This is a genomic window from Mycoplana sp. ABR4_002, assembly GCF_056159645.1.
Genome location: NZ_JBSWVO010000002.1, coordinates 239372 through 258267, shown reverse-complemented (window position 1 = coordinate 258267; position 18896 = coordinate 239372). Strand labels below are relative to the sequence as shown.

The following is an 18896-nucleotide window of genomic DNA, read 5'->3' as shown; positions in this document are numbered from 1 at the left end:
AGAACGAAATGACAAAGGACATGAAGAAACCTGGCGCCTCGGAACGGATCCTGTCCACGCGCCGACATTTCCTGACGAAGACCGGTCTCGGCGCCGGTGCCGCGGTGGCCGGTTCCACGCTTGCCGCTCCTTACGTCAACGCCCAAACCGGTCCGATCAAGTGGCGGCTCCAGACCTATTCCGGCGCGCCGCTCGGGGCCCACGTGATCAAACCGCAGATCGACGCGTTCAACGCCGCAGCGAACGGCGAGATGGAGATCGAACTTTTCTACGCCGACCAGCTGGTGCCGACGGCCGACCTGTTCCGGGCCATGCAGAGCGGCACGATCGATGCCGTGCAGTCGGACGAGGCAACGATGGCCTCGCCGGTCGACATCGCGGTGTTCGGCGGATACTTCCCGTTCGCCACCCGCTACAGCCTGGATGTGCCGGCGCTGTTCAGCTACTACGGCCTGAAGGAGATCTGGGAGGAGGCCTATTCTGAGGTCGACAACGTCACCTGGATTTCTTCCGGCGCCTGGGATCCGCTGCACATTTTCACCGTCAGCAAGCCCATTCGCAGTCTGGCCGACATGAACGGGCTGCGCGTGTTCGGGGTCCCGACCGCCGGCCGCTTCCTCTCGCGCTACGGCCTCGTCCCCGTCACGATCCCCTGGGACAACGTCGAAGTGGCGATGCAGACGGGCGAACTCGATGGCGTGGCCTGGTGCGGCTTTACAGAGGCCTATGAGGTCGGCTGGGCCGACGTGTGCAACTACGCCCTGACCAACTCCGTCACCGGTGCCTGGTTCGGCAGCTATTTCGCCAACACCGCGAGCTGGCAGAAGGTCCCGCCGCACCTGCAGGAACTCTTCCGCATCACCATCGACCAGTCGCATTACTACCGCGACGTCTGGTACTGGGGCGGCGAAGCGAAGCTGCGCGTCGAAGGCGAAAAAATGGAGCTGACGGCGCTCCCGCCGGAGGAATGGAACCAGGTGGTCAAGGACTCCGCAGGCTTCTGGGACGAGGTGGCCGCTTCGAGCCCGCGCGCCGGCAAGGTCGTCGCGGCGTTCAAGAAATATGCCGAGACCATGGAGAAGGCCGGCTACCCCTATCGCTGAGCGTGAATTGCAAGCTTGGCCCGCCCGATCCTGAGGGCGGGCCACCCCGTTTCGCAACCGATGTCTGGCATAGGCCGATGCGATGGCCCGACCGTCGCACGCCGATTTGCTATGGAAGGGAGCCAGAATGCTCCGACCAGCCAAAGTGCCGCCGACAGGCCCCTTCGACGTCGCCGTCATCGGCGCGGGCGTTGTCGGCTGCGCCGTCGTCCGCCGGTTTGCGTTGGCAGGTGCGCGCGTGGTGCTGATCGAGAAGGGGCCGGACATCCTGTCGGGCGCCTCGAAGGCCAACAGCGCCATACTGCACACCGGTTTCGACGCCCCTCCGGACAGCCTCGAACTCGCGCTCGTTCGCGCCGGAAGAGAAGAATACCTGGAGATCCGCGCCGGCCTGAACCTGCCGCTGGTGCGGACCGGCGCGCTCGTTTGCGCCTGGAACGCCATAGAGGCGGACAAGCTCGCAGCGATCGAGAGGCAGGGGCGAAGCAACGGCATCGCCGAACTCCGGATCCTGTCCGGGGCGGAAGCACGCCGGACCATGCCCGGGCTCGCCGACAACCTGATCGCGGCGCTGGAAGTGGAGGGGGAGCATGTCATCGACCCCTGGTCGGCGCCGCTCGCCTATCTGACACAGGCCGCAGCGCTCGGTACGGTCTTCATGCGCAATGCCGAACTTTTGAGCGGGCATTTCGACGGCGGCTGGACGCTCGAGACCTCGTCGGGAACGGTGACGGCTCGGTCCGTGGTCAATGCTGCCGGTCTTTATGGCGACCTCGTCGATCGCCGGCTCGGCTTCGAGCCGACATTCCAGATCAAGCCGCGCAAGGGGCAGTTCGTCGTTCTCGACAAAGCAGCGTTCCGACACGTACCCCGCATCGTCCTGCCGGTCCCGACCGAGATTACCAAGGGCATCGTCGTGTGCCCGACCGTCTTCGGCAACGTCCTGATCGGTCCGACCGCGGAGGAACAGGAGGACCGCGTTCGCGCCACCGTCGATACGGAAACGCTGCGCGCCCTGCTGGCGCGCGGCGCGGACATCATTCCCGCCCTTGCGAGCCTGCCGGTGACAGCCGTCTATGCGGGGTTGCGGCCTGCCACCGAAGAGAAGGCCTATCGTGTTCACGCACGCGCCGAGCAGCGGGCAATAACGCTGGGAGGCATCCGTTCGACCGGGCTCAGCGCAGCGCTTGGCCTTGCCCAGCATGCGCTGGCATTGCACGCCGCTTTTGGCGTGGCCCTGAAGCCGGTCTCGGACGCCCCTCCCGTAACCGTTCCCAACCTCACCGAGACAGGCGAGCGCGACTGGCAGCGACCGGATCACGGCGAGATCGTCTGCCACTGTGAACTCGTGACGCGGCGCGAGATCGAGGCCGCCCTCAACAGTCCGGTGCCGCCCGGGGACTTCGGCGGGCTGCGGCGTCGCACGCGTGCGGGCATGGGGCGCTGCCAGGGCTTCTATTGCAACGCCCGCCTCGCCGAGATGACGAAGGGCCGGCTGGCGACGTCGCTGGCGGTTCAGGAGCCGGAGCTGTCATGAACGCGGCGGATGCGGATGTCATCATCGTCGGGGGCGGACCGTCCGGGGTCGCCGCGGCTCTCGAGTTGCATCGTCGCGGCGTCGCACGCGTCGTGATCCTGGAGCGGGAGCGTCAGCTTGGCGGCGCCACGCGGCACTGCAGCCACTCCCCCTTCGGCATGCGCGAATTCCGGCGCCTGTACCTCGGCGCCGCCTATGGCCGCCGGCTGGAACGGGAGGCGGCGGCGGCCAAGATCGAGGTCCGCACTGGGCACTCCGTCGTTTCGCTGGACGATGGAGGCATGCTCACGGTTGCCTCGGACCAAGGCCTTTCGACCATCATGGGGCGTCGCATCCTGATCGCCACCGGCGCACGCGAAACCTCGCGCGCCGCAAGGCTCGTTTCCGGCGACCGTCCGATCGGCGTCCTGACGACCGGCGCATTGCAGTCCTACGTCGCCTTTCACGGCCTGATGCCTTTCCGCCGGCCGCTGATCGTCGGCTCCGAACTCGTCTCGCTGTCGGCAACGCTGACATGTCTCACCCACGGCGCGCGCCCGGTGGCGATGATCGAGCCGAACAGTCATCCGCTCGCGCGGGCGCCGTTCCGCTGGTTTCCCGCGCTTGCGCGCATCCCCTTCCATTGCGGCACGGACCTTGTCGACATTCGCGGCAACGCACGGGTCGAGGCGGCAACCATCCGCCACCGGGACGGGACCAAGCAGACACTGGCCTGCGACGGCGTCCTGTTTACCGGGCGCTTCACCCCCGAGGCCGCGCTGTTCCTGCAGTCGCCGATCGGGGTCACGACCGCCAGCGCCGGGCCGGCTATCGACCAGGACGGCCGCACCGAGGACCCGCGGGTGTTTGCCAGCGGCAACGTGCTCCGCGCCGTCGAGACCGGGGGCTGGGCCTTTCGCGAAGGCACGGCCGTGGGCGCGGCGATCGCGGAGGACCTTGGCAGGGCAGGAGAGGCGGGCGATCCCGTCTCCGTCACCTTCGATCCCCCCGTGAAGCTGGTCGTGCCACAGATGCTGCGCCGCAGTGGGCTGCCTTCGCCAGCCTTCCGCCAGTTCCAGTTGCGGTTCGAACAACGCCGCCGCGGCCTCCTGTCGCTCGAGCTCGACGGCCGCGAAGTCTGGCGACAGGGGCGGCTATGGCTGCCCGAACGGCGTTTCCTCGTGCCGATTCCTGCAGCGGCGTATACGGCGAGAACCGTCCATTTCCGATTCCGGGAGGAAAAATGATGCGCGTCGCTGCCATCGACCAGGGGACGACATCCACGCGCTGCCTCGTGATCGAGGACGGCGGCACGGCCCGAACGGTCGCCTCCATACGCCATGCGCAACACCATCCGGCCGCGGGCTGGGTCGAGCATGATCCGGAAGAGCTGCTGGCGAACATCGGCGCGGTGCTTCGGCAGGCCGGCCCCGTCGATGCCATCGCCATCGCCAACCAGGGCGAGAGCTGCCTCGCCTGGGACGCCGAGACGGGCAGGGCGCTGTCGCCCGTCATCGTCTGGCAGGACGCACGCACGGCGGGCACCCTTGCTTCGCTCGATGCGGAAGCACAGACACGTTCGAAAGTGGTGTCCGGGCTGCCGCTTGATCCCTACTTTTCGGCAAGCAAGCTCGCCTATCTGGTGCGAAGCGAACCGGACGTGGCAAAGGCGCTGGCCGCCGGCCGGCTGCGGCTCGGCACGACCGACGCCTTCTTTCTCGACCGCCTGTGCGGAACCTTCGCGACCGATATCGCCACCGCGTCGCGAACCGGGCTGCTGGACCTCGCCGCCGGACAGTGGAGCGCAGAGATGTGCGCACTGCATGGCGTGCCACGCGAATGCCTGCCACCGATCGGTCCGGTGGACACGGGCTTCGGCACGATCGACGGCATACCGGTCGCGGCGTCGATCGTCGACCAGCAGGCGGCGCTCTACGGGCACGGCTGCCGACGGCCCGGCGATTGCAAGATCACCTTCGGCACCGGCGCCTTTTTGCTGGCGATCACCGGCAACGAGCGCCCCGCAGCCGGAGACCTGCTGCCGACCATCGCCTGGCAGCGGCGGGACGAGCCGCCCGTCTTTGCGGTCGAGGGCGGCGTCTATGATGCCGGAGCAGCGGTCGAGTGGGCACGTGGCATCGGACTGTTCTCGACCGTCGAGGAACTGGATGCGTTCGACGGCCCGTCTGCACTCAGCCGCGGCATCGTCTTCGTCCCCGCGCTGTCCGGCCTGGCTGCGCCGTATTGGGATCGACTGGCGGCGCCGCTGTTTATCGGCATGGACCATGCAACCGGTCGAGTCGATCTGATGCGCGCGGTGCTTGAGGGCATCGCCATGCTCACCGCCGGCCTGGTCGATGCGGTCGCCGGCGTCAACAACAACGGCGGCAAGATCTCGATCGACGGCGGGCTTTCCCAGAGCAGATACTTCGCGCAGTTCCTGGCTTCGGCGAGCCGGCGGCGGATCGTCGTGCCTGCCATGCACGAACTGACGGCGCTCGGCCTTGCGGAACTGTGCGGCGTCGATACCGCCGCAGCCCGGAGCACCACCGTGACCTATACGGGTGATGGGTCCGTGAGCAGGGCCGATCACGCCCGTTTCGCGGCGGCCCTTGAGCGCGCTCGTCGCTGGCGGACGTGACCGCACCCGGCGTCGCCGGGCGGCCGACCAGCTCGGCAGAAAGATCGCCGGTCGGCCGGGCGAACCGCCGCCCCAAACGGCCGCTCAGCTTGGCAGGTATTCCTTGCTCCAGCCCTGGCTGACGGCGCCCGCCTCGATCATCGCCTCGACCTGCGCCGTCGTGTAGCCCAGCTCCCTCAGAAGGCTGACGGTCGAGGCCCCGTACTTTTCCGCCGGAGGAGGGGAAGTAATCGCGCTGCGGCTCGGGCGGATTGCGCAGGGGTCAAGCTGCGTCACGACATGCCCGCTCGGATGGTCGGAATAGATGGAGAAGGAGTAGCTTCCCCCCACCGTCCCGGGCTCGCCGTCCGCCTCGCGCGCGTAGGTCGCCCGCAACGCGTCGAGATTGTCGCAGACGACGGCGCCGATGTCTTCGGCGCGCAGCCTTTCGATCCACGCCGCGGCGGTGTCGGCGGCAAATACCCCCGAAAGAAAGGCTTCCCGCTCCTCCTTCGGCAGCGCCGCGATGCCCTTGAATTCGTCGATCCGGTCGAGATGCGGGATTTCCTGCTCGTTCGTGCTGAAGAGCAGATAGTCGCCGGACGCGGTGTAGTAGAACCGGGTTAGCGCGTCATAGCCGGAAACGTAGCGGCCGGACGGCTCGTTGAAGAGCGGGCGGCCCCGGTAGTCGTAGCAGAACGGAATCTGCAGCAGCCCGCTGTTGGCCGACAGCGATGTCCGTCCGCGGCCGGTACGGCCGGTCTTCAGCTTCTGATAGAGCGCGGCAGCGACGCCGAGGGCGCCGCCGAAACCGCACATCACGTCGATGGTGCCGACATGGGCATGCTCCTCCGGCTCGTGCATCGCCCCGCCGAAGCGCAACATGATTCCGGTCGACGCCTGCACCAGGTCGTCATAGCCGACATAGTCGGTTCGCGGCCCGCGCAGCACGCCGCTGAAGCAATCGAGCTTGCAGAAGATCACATCAGGGTTGATTTTCTTCAGCGCCTCGGCGTCGAGGCCCATTTGGCGGATCTGGTTGTCGGGCGCATTCCAGACGATGACGTCGACCGATTTCACCAGCTCCTCGAATACCTTGCGCCCCGCGGGACTCTTGATGTCGGCCAGCAACGAGCGCTTGCCGCGCATGTGCGACATGCCGAAGATGACCGTATTCCAGCAATCGTAGAGCGGTGTGGCCGGATCCAGCTTGATCACCTCGGCACCGAAGCGGGCAAGGTAATAGACCGAGTGCGGGCCGGCGATCACGTTGCAGAGGTCGAGAACCCGCACGCCCTCGAGCCAACCGCTGCGGTCGGCGCCGTTGCTCACGCGCGGAAGCTTGGTCTTCTGAAGGCGAAGCACCGAGAGCGCGGTCGAGAACTCCACCCATCGGCGCGGTTCCGGCGACAGGGCAGCCTCGCCGCTTTCCTCAAGCCAGACCACCGGGCCGGGCTGGATCATCGTGCCGTATTCGGGATCCTGCAATTCGATCATGAGACCGGAGGTCTCCGCATGGTCGTCGTTGATCCATTCCTGCAGCCAGCGCTGCGGGGCGCCGGGGAAGCCGCCACGCCCAAAGATGCGCTCCCATTCCTTGGAGGTGCGGGTGAGGAAGACCTCCTTCATCCGCGCGGCAATCTTGTCGGCCCAGAACTTCGGCAGGGGATAGACGCCGAGCGAGACGTCGGACTTCCATTCCGACGTCGGCAGATAGGTGTCTTCTTCCTCCATCAAGCCATCGGCAACAAGCTCTTCGTAGATGCCGAGCGCCTGCAGGCAGCGCTTGGCATGGTTCTTGTGGCTCGGGCAGACCACGTAGAACATGCGCCCGTCCTTGCAGAGATAGCTGCGATAGAAGGGATCGAGCAGATCCTGCAGTTCCTCATAACCGAGGTTCATCGGCAGGCCTTCGGCGCGCCGTCGGGCAATCTCGCGCTCGCGCTGGGTGACGTAGCGGTCCGGCAGCCCGTCGATCTTGATCGAATTGTAGCAGAGCCCCTCCATGATGGCGCTGGCGAGAGGTACCTCCACGTGGTCGCCAAGTCCGGTGCGCTCGCGCGCCTGCAGCGCCAGGACGGCAGCGGACGCGGCCAGCATGGCCCCATAGGCGGAAGCCAGCGGCAGCGGCGAGAAGGACGGGTTCACGCCCATCAGGACACGGTTCAGCCCCATGTCGGTATAGACGCCGGAACTGGCGGCGATCACACTTTCATAGGCACGCAGTTCGCGACGCTCGACATCCGTCGAGGCAAAACCGGGGATGGAAACGCTGATCAGCTCGGGTCGCTGCTGTCGCAGTGCCGCAAAATCGATCCCCAGCCTCTTCAGCTTGTCCGGCCGGAAATTCTCCACGACAATGTCGGCCTCCGCGATTAGCGCGAGCGCCTGTTCCAGACCTTCCGGCGTCTTCAGGTCGAGGTTGACGATCAGCTTGTTGCGATTGAGCGTCGCATTGGCAGGGCTGTCCCAGATGGGTCCGCCGGGCGGATCGACCCGCACCACGGTCGCACCGAGATCACCCAGGATCATGGCGACAGCCGGACCGGCGATATATTGCCCGAAGTCGACGACCTTGACGCCATGCAGCGGAAGATTTTCGCGGGTGGTGGATGGCATGTCCGATATCCTTAAACTGGACCTGGAAAGGGGAGAGCCTCAAGCGCTGCGGGCGGCATCCTGCAGGATGAAGGCCGCGGCCTTCTCCGCGATCATCAGCGTCGGTGCGTTGGTGTTGCCGCTGGTTATCCTCGGCATGATGCCGGCGTCGACGACGCGCAGGCCCGAAACGCCCCGCACCTTCAACCGGCTGTCGACGACGGCCATCGGATCGTCGTCTCGCCCCATCCTGGTGGTGCCGACCGGATGGAAGATCGTGTTGGCGATGTCGCCCGCCAGCTTCGCCAGTTCGTCGTCGGTCTGGTACGCGACGCCGGGCTTCCACTCCACCGGCTGGTAGCGCGCTAAGGCCGGTTGCGCCACGATCTGGCGAACCTGCCGCAGGCTGTCGGCGGCGACCTTTCGATCCTCATCCGTGCTCAGATAGTTGGGCGCGATGGCGGGGGCATCGCCAGGCCTTGCCGAACGGATCCGCACCGAACCGGTGCTGGTGGGATTGAGATTGCAGACGCTGGCGGTGAAAGCCGGAACGCGGTGCAGAGGCTCGCCGAAAGCATCCAGGCTCAACGGCTGTACATGATATTCCAGATTGGCATGGGGGCGGCCTTCGTCGGAACGCGTGAAGGCGCCGAGCTGGGATGGCGCCATGCTCATTGGCCCGGTGCGGAACAGCCCGTATTCGAGACCGATCATCGCCTTGCCGAACAGGCTGTTGGCCAGCCTGTTCAGCGTCTTGACACCGGTGACCTTGAAAACCGAGCGGATCTGAAGGTGATCCTGAAGGTTCTCGCCGACGCCTGGAAGGTCGGCAACGACCGCAAGCCCGTGTCGTTGCAAAAGCGCCGCCGGGCCGATGCCGGACAATTGCAGGATCTGCGGCGACCCGATGGCGCCGGCCGAAAGGATCACTTCCTTTCGCGCGTGAACGTCGAGCAGACCAGTCCCGCGCCGAACCCTCGCGCCGGTGCAGCGCTGGCCGCCGCCTCCGTCCGCTGCGGTCGTCAGTCGCTCGACTGCAGCCTCCGTCCAGACCGAAAGGTTGGGACGGTTCGCGACCGGGCGGAGAAAGGCCTTCGAAGTGTTCCAGCGCCAGCCGGAGCGCTGGTTGACCTCGAAATAGCCGACCCCTTCATTGTCGCCGCTGTTGAAGTCGTCGCTGCGCCGGATCCCCGCCTCGACGGCTGCCTCGGCGAAGGCGTCCAGCACGTCCCAGTGCAGTCGCTGCTTTTCCACCCGCCACTCACCGCCATGACCGTGCATGTCCGAAAAACGGCTGTTGTCGCCTGTCTGGGGATCGCGGCCGTCGTCCAGCCGGTAATGGTCCTCATGGGCGCGGAACGCCGGCAGCACGTTTTCCCAGGTCCAGCTTTCGTCACCGGTCTCGGTGGCCCAGCCGTCATAGTCACGCGCCTGGCCACGCATGTAGATCATGCCGTTGATCGAAGAGCAGCCTCCGAGCGTCTTGCCGCGCGGATAGCGCAGGCGACGGCCGTTCAGGCCGGGGTCCGCTTCAGTGTTGTAGAGCCAGTCCGTGCGCGGATTGCCGATGCAATAGAGATATCCAACGGGAATGTGGATCCAGAGGTAGTTGTCCCTTTTGCCGGCCTCCAGCAGCAGGACGCGATTGGCAGGGTCCCGGCTGAGCCTGTTGGCCAGCAGGCAGCCGGCCGACCCGCCGCCGACGATGACGTAGTCGAACTGGTTCTCGACACTCACACCCCCGGCCTTCGACATGAAACCACCCCTCCCAGCTTGTCAATTATAAATTCCCACATCCCGCCTTCTTGCCTTTTGTGGCGGCATTGCAGATTTTTGACAGTAATCAGCCGTACACGAGAAAATCCAATGACAAATCGCGCAAACAATTATAATTGAAATTAATATGGATCTGGTCGACCTGAAGACGTTGAAGGCATTCGTGACGGTCGCGCGCGAAGGGAACGTAACGCGTGCCGCGGAGCGGCTGCACCTGACCCAGCCCGCGATCAGCCTACAGCTGAAGCGCCTTGCGGCCGACACCGGCGTCGAACTGTTCCGGCGCACGGCCAGGGGCATGGAACTGACGCGGGAAGGGACCCTGCTTGCCGCCAAGGCAGAGCGGATTCTGGCCGCTCTGACCGACTTCGGCCAGACCGCCCACCATCTGTCGACCCATGTCCGGGGCAAGCTCAGGATCGGCACGATCATCGATCCGGAGTTCACCAGGCTCGGCTCGCTCCTCAAGGCGCTGGTGGAAACCGGGCCCGGCATCGAGACCGAGCTTCGGCACGGCATGAGCGGCGAGGTGCCGGAAGGCCTGAAGCGCAACGAACTCGACATCGGCTTCTTCCTTGGGGACGTCCGCGACTACGACCCCGCGGCGGAGCCGGCGGAGGAAGGGCAGGGCGGGCTCTTCCGCTGCCTGGAACTGGCGCCGCTGACCTACCGCGTTGTCGCGCCGGCGGCGCTTTCGGAATCCGTCCGGGGCAAGGACTGGTCCGGCCTCGCGGACCTGCCCTGGATCGGGACGCCACCGGCCTCGGTGCACCACCGGCTGCTCAACAGACTGTTCGGCGAGCTCGGCCTGAGGCAGAACGTGGTCGCGTCGGTCGATCAGGAAGCCTCGATGCTGGCCATGGTCCGCACCGGTCTCGGCCTGAGTCTCTGCCGCGAATCGATCGCGCTGCACGAGCAGCAGGCAAACGGGCTGGCGATCGCCGACAGGGTCAAAATCACGACGTCACTTGGCTTCGCCTGTCTCGCAAGCCGCGCATCGGACCCGGTGATCGCGCTGGCCTTCGATGCCGCGAGACGCATATGGGATCGCGCCTGACCGCGGGACGGCCGCATCCGACCCCACCATTGAGCCGGGAGCGCGCCCGCGGTTGCGCCCTCGCGTCGCATCCTAGTGCGGGTTCTCCCGCAGCAGCCTGACGAGCCAGTCGACGAAGACGCGGACCTTGTTGCTCAGATGCCGCGTCTGCGGATAGACGATATAGAGCGGCACCGGATCGCATCGCCATTCCGTCAACACCGGCACGAGCCGACCGTCGTCCAATGCCTGCTTAGCCATGAAACGCGGCACCTGCGCCACGCCGAGACCCGCCAGAACGGCATTCAGGTAGGTACGGGCGTCGTTGGCGGAGACGACATAACGCGGCGTGATCTCCCTGCTTTCGCCGGATCGGATGAACTCCATCGGCATGACACGGCTTGCCTGGGCCATCAGATAGCCAACGGCGAAGTGACTGGTTGCCAGTTCTTCCGGCCGCTCCGGCATCCCGCATTTGTCGATGTAGCGAGGGGCGGCGCAGGTGACGAGTTCCATCTCCGCGACCTTGCGGGCGATCAGCGACTGGTCGCTCGGCGTCCCGCCGCGCAGGGCGCAGTCGACATTCTCGGCGATGTAGTCGACCAGGCGGTCGCCGACACCGAGATCGAGCTGGATCTGCGGATAGCGCGCATGGAAGTCACACAGCGACGGAACGACAAGCAGGTCGGCGAAGGCCCCCGCCATCTCGACACGCAGCCGGCCGGAGGGTTGCGACTGTGACTGCGAAAGGCTGCTGTCGAGTTCGTCGATCTCCGATATGATCTGCGAGGCGCGCTCGTAGTAGAGCGCGCCGTCGGTCGTGACCATCACACGGCGGGTGGTCCGGTTCAGGAGCGTCGTCCGCAGGTGCGCCTCAAGCCCCTGGATGAGATTGGTCACCGTGGTCTTCGGCACGTTCAGCGCCGCGGCGGCGCGCGAGAAGTTGCCGGTCTCGACCACTCGAACGAAGACGCGCATGGCGGAAAGCTGGTCCAAGGCAAGTCCCTTTGCTGCATTGCGCTATTATTCGAAATTTGGAACAGTGCTATCAGGATTTCAGGTCTTATGAAATCGAAACCGGATAATAAAATAAGACGTAAGTGAGGCAAGCACCCTTTCCCAGGAAAGCAGGTTGCATGCAAAGGAACCAGGACGATGGCCAGTGAATGGCGGGAGATGGAGGTCGATGGGCGCTCGCACCGCACCATGTCGGTCCGCATCTACGACGCCCCCGGTCGCGGCAAGGCGCCGCCGCTCGTTCTTTATCTCGGCGGCGGCTCGTTCCTTGAGGACGAGCGTGGCGCGGAAAGCCCGATAGCGCGTTGCTTTGCCGGTGCCGGCGCAGTGGTCGTCGAGGCCGACTATGCCGCACCATCGGGCAATGCGTTTCCCGAGGCGCTCGAGTATGCGTTTGCGGCGCTGCGCTGCCTCAGCGGCAAGCGCAGGCACTTCGGCAGCCAGCGTTCGTCGCTGCTCGTTGCCGGCGTCGAGGCGGGAGGCAATGTCGCAGCGGCGGTAGCGCTGAAGGCGCGGGACTACCAGATGGCGGGAGAAATCGACGGCCAGATTCTTTTGTCGCCGCTGATCGATCCGCTGATGGCGACCCCCTCGTTCCGTGAGGCGGGCGGGGTCGGCATGCTGGAACGCTGGACGGAGGGCTGGAACCACTATCTCGGCGCGACCGGCGGCTGTTGCCATCCCTACGCCGCGCCGGGCCACTGCTCCCGGTTGGCGGGCGTCGCACCGGCGCTGATCGTGACCTCGGCGGACGACCCGTTGCGGGACGAGGCCGCCAACTACGCCGCACGCCTGCAGACGGCCGGCGTGGCGGTGAGACAATGCGTGCTTCCGGCCTGTCAGGGCTGGACGCAGATCTATGGAAATCGACCAACAGCGCAATGCGAGCCCCCCGCCGCCTTGCGCGAGGAATTCGAGACGTTTGTTCGGGACCTGGAGAGCGGGACCTTTTGTCATTTGAGATGAAGAACCGGCCCAAGGGGCCGTAAGGAGATACCAATGCCGTTGAACACGCGACGCTGGGCCCTCTGGGGCGCCGGCCTGGGTACTGCTGTGTCCATTTCCGCCGCAGCCCTGCATTTCGACTTTACCGCCGGCGCGAATGCCGCGCCGGCAGGGCCCGCCGCGGCCGCAATCCCCGTCACGGTCGCCGCGCTCGAACCGCGTAGCGTCACCACCTGGCAGGAATTCTCCGGCCGGCTCGAGGCCGTCAACCGCGTTGAAATCCGCTCGCGCGTCCCCGGCGCCATCCAGTCGGTGCATTTCCGCGAGGGAGCGCTGGTCAAGGCGGGCGATCTACTCGTGAAGATCGATCCGGCGCCGTTCGAGGCAGCCGTCGCGCAGGCCGAAGCCCTCGTCGCCTCGGCCCGTGCCAAGCTCGACCTGGCCGAAGCCGAGCTGGAGCGGGGCCGTAGGCTGGTGGAAAAGAACACGATCTCCGAGAGCGACTACGTGCAGCGCCAGAGCCTCCGCAGCGAGGCGGTCGCCAACCTGCGCGCGGCCGAGGCATCGCTCCTCACGGCGCGGCTCGACCTCGGCTACACCGAGATCCGCGCACCGATCGACGGTCGCGTCGGCCGGCTGGAAGTGACCGAGGGCAACCTCGTCGCCGCAGGCTCGGCATCGCCGGCACTGGCGACGCTCGTCTCGTCCGGCCCGATTTACGCCAGCTTCAATGCGAGCGAGGATCTCGTGGCCCGCACGCTTGCCAAGCTTCCCGACAATGCCGGCGCGCTGCCCGCAATCGACCAGGTCCCGGTCAGGATCGGCACGCTTGGCGACGATGGCACGCCGATGGTCGGCAAGCTCCAGCTGATCGACAACGAGGTGGACGAGGCCAGCGGCACCATCCGCGTGCGGGCCGTCTTCGACAATCCGGGCAACCGGCTGATTCCCGGTCAGTTCGTACGCATCCGCGTCGGCGAGCCGAAGGCCGAGCCGCGGCTGATGGTCAGCGAGCGTGCGGTCGGCACGGACCAGGACAAGAAGTTCGTCTTCGTCGTCGATGCCGAAAACAAGGTCAACTACCGGCAGGTCCAACTCGGCGCCGCGGTCGACGGACTGCGCATCGTCGAAACCGGCCTCAGCGCTGGCGACCGTATCGTCGTCAATGGTCTGCAGCGCGTCCGCGCCGGCGCAATTGTCGATCCCCAGACGGACCTCGCCGCCGCCCAGTAGTCCGTTGCCGGCGGGGAGACCCGCCGGACCCCCAATCCTCGAGCCCCGCCCTCGGCCCAGGCCGCGGGTCCAAGACGTGTCGTCGTCCGGGGCCGCCGCCAGCCCCGAGGGGACCCGTCATGAATATCTCACGCTTCTTTGTTGATCGCCCCGTCTTTGCCGGCGTGCTGTCGCTCCTGATCGTCATTGCCGGCCTGATCGGCATGCGGTCGCTGCCGATCTCCGAATATCCGGAGGTCGTGCCCCCGTCCGTCGTCGTCCGCGCCCAGTATCCGGGTGCCAACCCGAAGGTCATTGCCGAGACGGTGGCGACGCCGCTCGAGGAAGCGATCAACGGCGTCGAGGACATGCTCTACATGTCGAGCCAGGCGACCGCCGACGGCGTGATGACGCTCACGGTCACCTTCGCGCTCGGCACCGACCCCGACAAGGCCCAGCAGTTGGTGCAGAACCGCGTCTCGCAGGCCGAGCCGCGGCTTCCCTCCGAGGTGCGCGCCCTTGGCGTCACCACCGTGAAGAGCTCGCCGGACCTGATGATGGTCATCCACCTCAGTTCGCCGGACGACCGCTACGACATCACCTACCTCCGCAACTACGCCGTCCTCAACATCAAGGACCGGCTGGCGCGCATCGACGGCGTCGGCCAGGTGCAGATCTTCGGATCGGGCGACTATTCCATGCGCGTCTGGGTCGACCCGCAGAAGGCCGCCGAGCGCGGCCTGGCGGCAAGCGACGTCGCCGCCGCGATCCGCCAGCAGAACGTCCAGGCGGCAGCCGGCGTGATCGGCGCGTCGCCGAGCGAGGCCGGCATCGACCTGCAGCTCTCCGTCAACGCGCAGGGTCGACTGAAGACGCCGGAGGAATTCGGCCGCATCATCGTCAAGAGCGGCGAGAACGGGGCCATCACCCGCCTGTCCGACGTCGCGCGCATCGAACTCGGTGCGGCCGACTACTCGCTGCGTTCACTGCTCGACAACAAGCCCGCCGTTGCGATCCCGGTCTTCCAGGCGCCGGGCTCGAACGCGATCGAGATTTCCGACGAAGTGGCCGCAACGATGGCGGAGCTGCAGGTCGCCATGCCGGAGGGCGTGCGCTACGACATCGTCTACGACACGACCCAGTTCGTCCGCGCCTCGATCGACAAGGTCGTCCACACGCTGCTCGAGGCGGTCGCGCTGGTCGTGCTGGTCGTGATCCTGTTCCTGCAGACCTGGCGCGCCTCCATCATTCCGCTGCTCGCCGTTCCGGTGTCCATCATCGGCACGTTTGCGGTGATGTACGTCTTCGGCTTCTCGATCAATGCGCTGAGCCTGTTCGGGCTGGTGCTGGCGATCGGCATCGTCGTCGACGACGCGATCGTCGTGGTCGAGAACGTCGAGCGCAATATCGAGAACGGGCTGTCACCGCGCGAGGCCACCTACCGGGCGATGCGCGAGGTGTCGGGGCCGATCATCGCGATCGCGCTCGTGCTCGTCGCCGTGTTCGTGCCGCTGGCCTTCATCACCGGCTTGTCCGGCCAGTTCTATCGCCAGTTCGCTCTGACGATCGCGATCTCGACGGTGATCTCGGCGATCAACTCGCTGACGCTGTCACCGGCGCTGTCGGCGCTGCTGCTGAAGGATCATCATGCGCCGAAGGACTGGCTGACGCGCGCCATGGACCGCGCCTTCGGCTGGTTCTTCCGCGGCTTCAATCGCGTCTTCGGCGCGAGCTCCAATGGCTACGGCCGCGGTGTCGGCGCCATCCTGTCGCGCAAGAGCCTGATCATGGTGATTTACCTCGGCCTTGTCGGCGTGACCTGGCAACTGTTCCAGACCGTGCCCGGCGGCTTCGTGCCGGCGCAGGACAAGCAGTACCTCATCGGCTTCGCCCAGTTGCCGGACGCAGCCAGCCTCGACCGTACCGAGGACGTGATCGAGCGCATGAGCGAGATCACGCTCGCCCAGCCGGGGGTGGAGCACGCCATCGCCTTCCCGGGCCTGTCGATCAACGGCTTCACCAACGGCTCAAATGCCGGCATCGTCTTCGTCGGCCTCGCACCGTTCGAGGAACGCACCACGCCGGAACTGTCGGCCGGGGCGATCGCCATGCAGCTGAACCAGAAATTCGGCGCGATCCAGGACGCCTTCATCGCCATGTTCCCGCCGCCGCCCGTCCAGGGCCTCGGCACGACCGGCGGCTTCAAGCTGCAGATCGAGGACCGGGCCGGCCTTGGCTACCAGGCGCTCGACGAGGCAACCAAGGCCTTCCTCGCGCAGGCATACCAGACGCCGGAACTGGCGGGGCTGTTCTCCAGCTTCCAGATCAACGTGCCGCAGCTCTTTGCTGACCTCGACCGTGAGAAGGCCGAGCAGCTTGGCGTCGCCGTCACCGACGTGTTCGAGACGCTGCAGATCTACCTCGGATCGCTCTACGTGAACGATTTCAACGCGTTCGGTCGCACCTACAGCGTCCGGATCCAGGCGGATGCCAAGTTTCGGGCCCGCGCGGAGGACATCGGCACGCTCAAGGTGCGCTCGAAGGCGGGCGAGATGATCCCGCTGTCGGCGCTGCTGAAGGTGGAGGCGACGACGGGGCCGGAGCGCACGACGCGCTACAACGGCTTCCTCGCCGCCGACATCAATGGCGGACCGGCGCCGGGCTTCTCCTCCGGGCAGGCGCAGGACGCAATCGAGCGGATCGCGGCGGAGACGCTGCCGAAGGGCATCGGCTTCGAGTGGACGGACCTGACCTACCAGCAGATCCTCGCCGGCAATTCGGGCATCATCGTTTTCCCGCTCGCGCTGTTGCTGGTCTATCTGGTGCTGGCGGCGCAGTACGAGAGCCTGACCCTGCCGCTGGCGATCGTCCTGATCGTGCCGATGGGCGTGCTGGCGGCGCTGACCGGGGTCTGGCTGACCGGGGGAGACAACAACATCTTCACCCAGATCGGCCTGATCGTGCTGGTCGGACTGTCGGCGAAGAACGCGATCCTCATTGTCGAGTTCGCCCGCGAGCTTGAGTTCGAAGGGCGCACGCCGGTCAAGGCGGCGATCGAGGCGAGCCGGCTGCGCCTGCGGCCGATCCTGATGACGTCCGCCGCCTTCATCATGGGCGTGGTGCCGCTCGTCTTCTCCACCGGCGCCGGTTCGGAAATGCGCGCCGCGATGGGGGTCGCCGTCTTCTCCGGCATGATCGGCGTCACCTTCTTCGGCATCTTCATGACGCCGGTGTTCTACGTGCTGGTGCGCAGGCTGACCGGCAACCGCCCGCTCAGGAACACGGCCGAGCCGGCCCCGCAGGCTGTGCCGGCAGAGTAGGGGACCCGCCCCCGGGTTGCCACCCGGGGGCGGACTTCGGCCCGATCCGGCGAGCCGCTGGCCGCCACGCTGGCCCGCGACGGCGCCATGCCCTAGCGGGGCTCGCTCGCAAGGCCTTTCAGGATCGCGAAGCAGGCCAGCAGGAGTACGACGGTGAAGGGAAAGCCGGTCGAGACGGCCATCGCCTGAAGCGCCGTCAACCCACCGCCCAAGAGCAGTGCAATGGCCACCAGGCCCTCGAAGCTGGCCCAGAACACCCGCTGTGGAATCGGGGCGTCCACCTTGCCGCCAGCGGTGATCGTGTCGATCACCAGCGATCCGGAGTCCGAAGACGTCACGAAGAAGACGATGACCAGCACGATTCCGATAAAGCTGGTGATCGCCTGCAAGGGCAGCGCCTCAAGCATGGCAAACAGCTTCAGTTCGAGCGGCGCCTCGACGGCTACCTGATATCCGTCATTGACGATCTGGCTCAGCGCCGTCCCGCCGAAGGCTGTCATCCACAGGACGGACACGAGTGACGGTATGATGAGGACGCATGTCATGAACTCGCGTACCGTGCGGCCGCGCGAGATCCGGGCGATGAACATGCCGACGAAGGGTGACCAGGAAACCCACCATGCCCAGTAGAACGATGTCCAGCCCTGGCGGAAATTGTCGTCGACGCGGCCGAACGGATTCGCCAGTTCCGGAAGGTGACGCAGGTACTGGTACAGGTTGGAAAAGAAGCCCATGGTGATTGCAAGCGTCGGCCCGACGAGGAGCACGAACAGCAGCAGCAGCGCGGCGAGCACCATGTTGACCTGGGACAGACGCTTCACCCCGGCCTCGAGACCGGCGACGACGGAAACGAGCGCAATGGCGGTGATGACCACGATCAGAATGACCTTTGTCGCGTCGTTCGTCGGCAGGCCGAACAGGTGGCTCAGCCCGGCGCTGGCCTGCTCGGCACCGAAGCCCAGCGAGGTTGCAAGGCCGAACAGGGTCGCGAACACGGCCAGGATGTCGATGACATGGCCAACCCACCCCCATACGCGTTCGCCGAAGATCGGATAGAAGATCGACCGCATGGTCAGCGGCAGGCCCTTGTTGTAGCAGAACAGCGACAGGGCCAAGGCAACCACGGCGTAGATCGCCCAGGGATGCAGCGCCCAGTGGAAGATGGTCGCAGCCATGCCGAGGTCGTGCGCCAGCACCTGGTCTCCCGGCGCCCCGGCGAGCGGGGCCCAGCTTGCAGGCGTTCCCGCATCCTCGGCGACGGACGAGGAGAAATGCGAGATCGGCTCGGCGACGCCGTAGAACATGAGCCCGATTCCCATGCCGGCCGCAAACAGCATGGCGAACCAGGCCGAGTACGAAAAATCCGGAACGGCATCACGCCCGCCAATGCGGACGCTGCCATACGGTGACAGGATCAGGAAAACGCACAAAAGCAGAAAGACATTGCCGGCGAGCAGGAAGAACCAGTCGAACGTCGATGTCAGCCACTCGCGCAAGCCGCCGAACAGTGGGCCGGCCTGCTCCTGGAAGGCCAGCGTTGCCAGAACGAAGCCGACAATGGTCAAGCCGGAAACCATGAAGACGGGATTGTGAACGTCGAGCCCGAAGGGACCGATCTGCGCGGTGATGTTGTCCTGGCCGACCTTGTATTCCGTGTCGATCAGTTGCGTCGGTCCTTCAGGAACGGGGATGCCGGTATCACTCATGGGATCCTCCCGGAAACGTAATCATCCCGCGAACAGAGCGCGGGAGC

General features: G+C 66.0%; 12 protein-coding genes. 8 read left to right on the top strand and 4 right to left on the bottom strand.

The window, feature by feature from the left end; translation table 11 throughout:
- Window positions 1–8 precede the first annotated feature (8 nt).
- The 4 genes from ACXAGF_RS21440 (at window position 9) to ACXAGF_RS21425 (ending at window position 5260) form a co-directional block, all read left to right on the top strand.
- Entirely contained in the window at window positions 9–1103 is a 1095-nt protein-coding gene (locus ACXAGF_RS21440; protein ID WP_475019568.1) for a twin-arginine translocation signal domain-containing protein, read from the top strand.
- Between the two features lie 127 nt (window positions 1104–1230).
- A complete protein-coding gene (locus ACXAGF_RS21435; protein ID WP_475019567.1) occupies window positions 1231–2640 on the top strand; it encodes an FAD-dependent oxidoreductase in 1410 nt (469 codons plus the stop codon).
- A complete protein-coding gene (locus tag ACXAGF_RS21430) occupies window positions 2637–3866 on the top strand; it encodes an NAD(P)/FAD-dependent oxidoreductase (protein WP_475019566.1) in 1230 nt (409 codons plus the stop codon). Before ACXAGF_RS21435 ends, ACXAGF_RS21430 begins: the two co-directional genes overlap by 4 nt.
- On the top strand, window positions 3866–5260 hold the full coding sequence (locus tag ACXAGF_RS21425; RefSeq protein ID WP_475019742.1) for an FGGY family carbohydrate kinase: 1395 nt from the start codon (window positions 3866–3868) through the stop codon (window positions 5258–5260). Before ACXAGF_RS21430 ends, ACXAGF_RS21425 begins: the two co-directional genes overlap by 1 nt.
- A gap of 84 nt (window positions 5261–5344) precedes the next feature.
- Here the strand turns inward: ACXAGF_RS21425 and ACXAGF_RS21420 are convergent, their stop codons facing one another.
- Together ACXAGF_RS21420 and ACXAGF_RS21415 are read right to left on the bottom strand one after the other, a co-directional pair.
- A complete protein-coding gene (locus ACXAGF_RS21420) occupies window positions 5345–7858 on the bottom strand; it encodes a CoA transferase (protein WP_475019565.1) in 2514 nt (837 codons plus the stop codon).
- A 39-nt stretch (window positions 7859–7897) separates the two neighbouring features.
- Window positions 7898–9592, bottom strand: coding sequence for a GMC family oxidoreductase (locus ACXAGF_RS21415; RefSeq protein WP_475019564.1), 1695 nt, complete (start codon window positions 9590–9592; stop codon window positions 7898–7900).
- A gap of 148 nt (window positions 9593–9740) precedes the next feature.
- Between ACXAGF_RS21415 and ACXAGF_RS21410 the strand changes: the two genes are divergently transcribed.
- Window positions 9741–10670, top strand: coding sequence for a LysR family transcriptional regulator (locus ACXAGF_RS21410; RefSeq protein ID WP_475019563.1), 930 nt, complete (start codon window positions 9741–9743; stop codon window positions 10668–10670).
- A gap of 72 nt (window positions 10671–10742) precedes the next feature.
- Here the strand turns inward: ACXAGF_RS21410 and ACXAGF_RS21405 are convergent, their stop codons facing one another.
- Window positions 10743–11645, bottom strand: coding sequence for a LysR family transcriptional regulator (locus ACXAGF_RS21405; RefSeq protein ID WP_475019562.1), 903 nt, complete (start codon window positions 11643–11645; stop codon window positions 10743–10745).
- 159 nt (window positions 11646–11804) lie between these two features.
- Between ACXAGF_RS21405 and ACXAGF_RS21400 the strand changes: the two genes are divergently transcribed.
- The 3 genes from ACXAGF_RS21400 to ACXAGF_RS21390 all read left to right on the top strand — a co-directional run bounded on the left by ACXAGF_RS21400 (window position 11805) and on the right by ACXAGF_RS21390 (window position 17143).
- Entirely contained in the window at window positions 11805–12632 is an 828-nt protein-coding gene (locus ACXAGF_RS21400) for an alpha/beta hydrolase fold domain-containing protein (RefSeq protein WP_475019561.1), read from the top strand.
- Between the two features lie 33 nt (window positions 12633–12665).
- Entirely contained in the window at window positions 12666–13844 is a 1179-nt protein-coding gene (locus ACXAGF_RS21395) for an efflux RND transporter periplasmic adaptor subunit (RefSeq protein ID WP_475019560.1), read from the top strand.
- 119 nt (window positions 13845–13963) lie between these two features.
- Window positions 13964–17143 carry an efflux RND transporter permease subunit gene (locus ACXAGF_RS21390; RefSeq protein ID WP_475019559.1) on the top strand — a complete coding sequence of 1060 codons (3180 nt, stop codon included), beginning with the start codon at window positions 13964–13966 and terminating at the stop codon, window positions 17141–17143.
- Window positions 17144–17235: 92 nt separating this feature from the next.
- Here ACXAGF_RS21390 and ACXAGF_RS21385 read toward each other — a convergent pair whose 3' ends face one another.
- On the bottom strand, window positions 17236–18849 hold the full coding sequence (locus tag ACXAGF_RS21385) for a BCCT family transporter (RefSeq protein ID WP_475019558.1): 1614 nt from the start codon (window positions 18847–18849) through the stop codon (window positions 17236–17238).
- Window positions 18850–18896 lie beyond the last annotated feature (47 nt).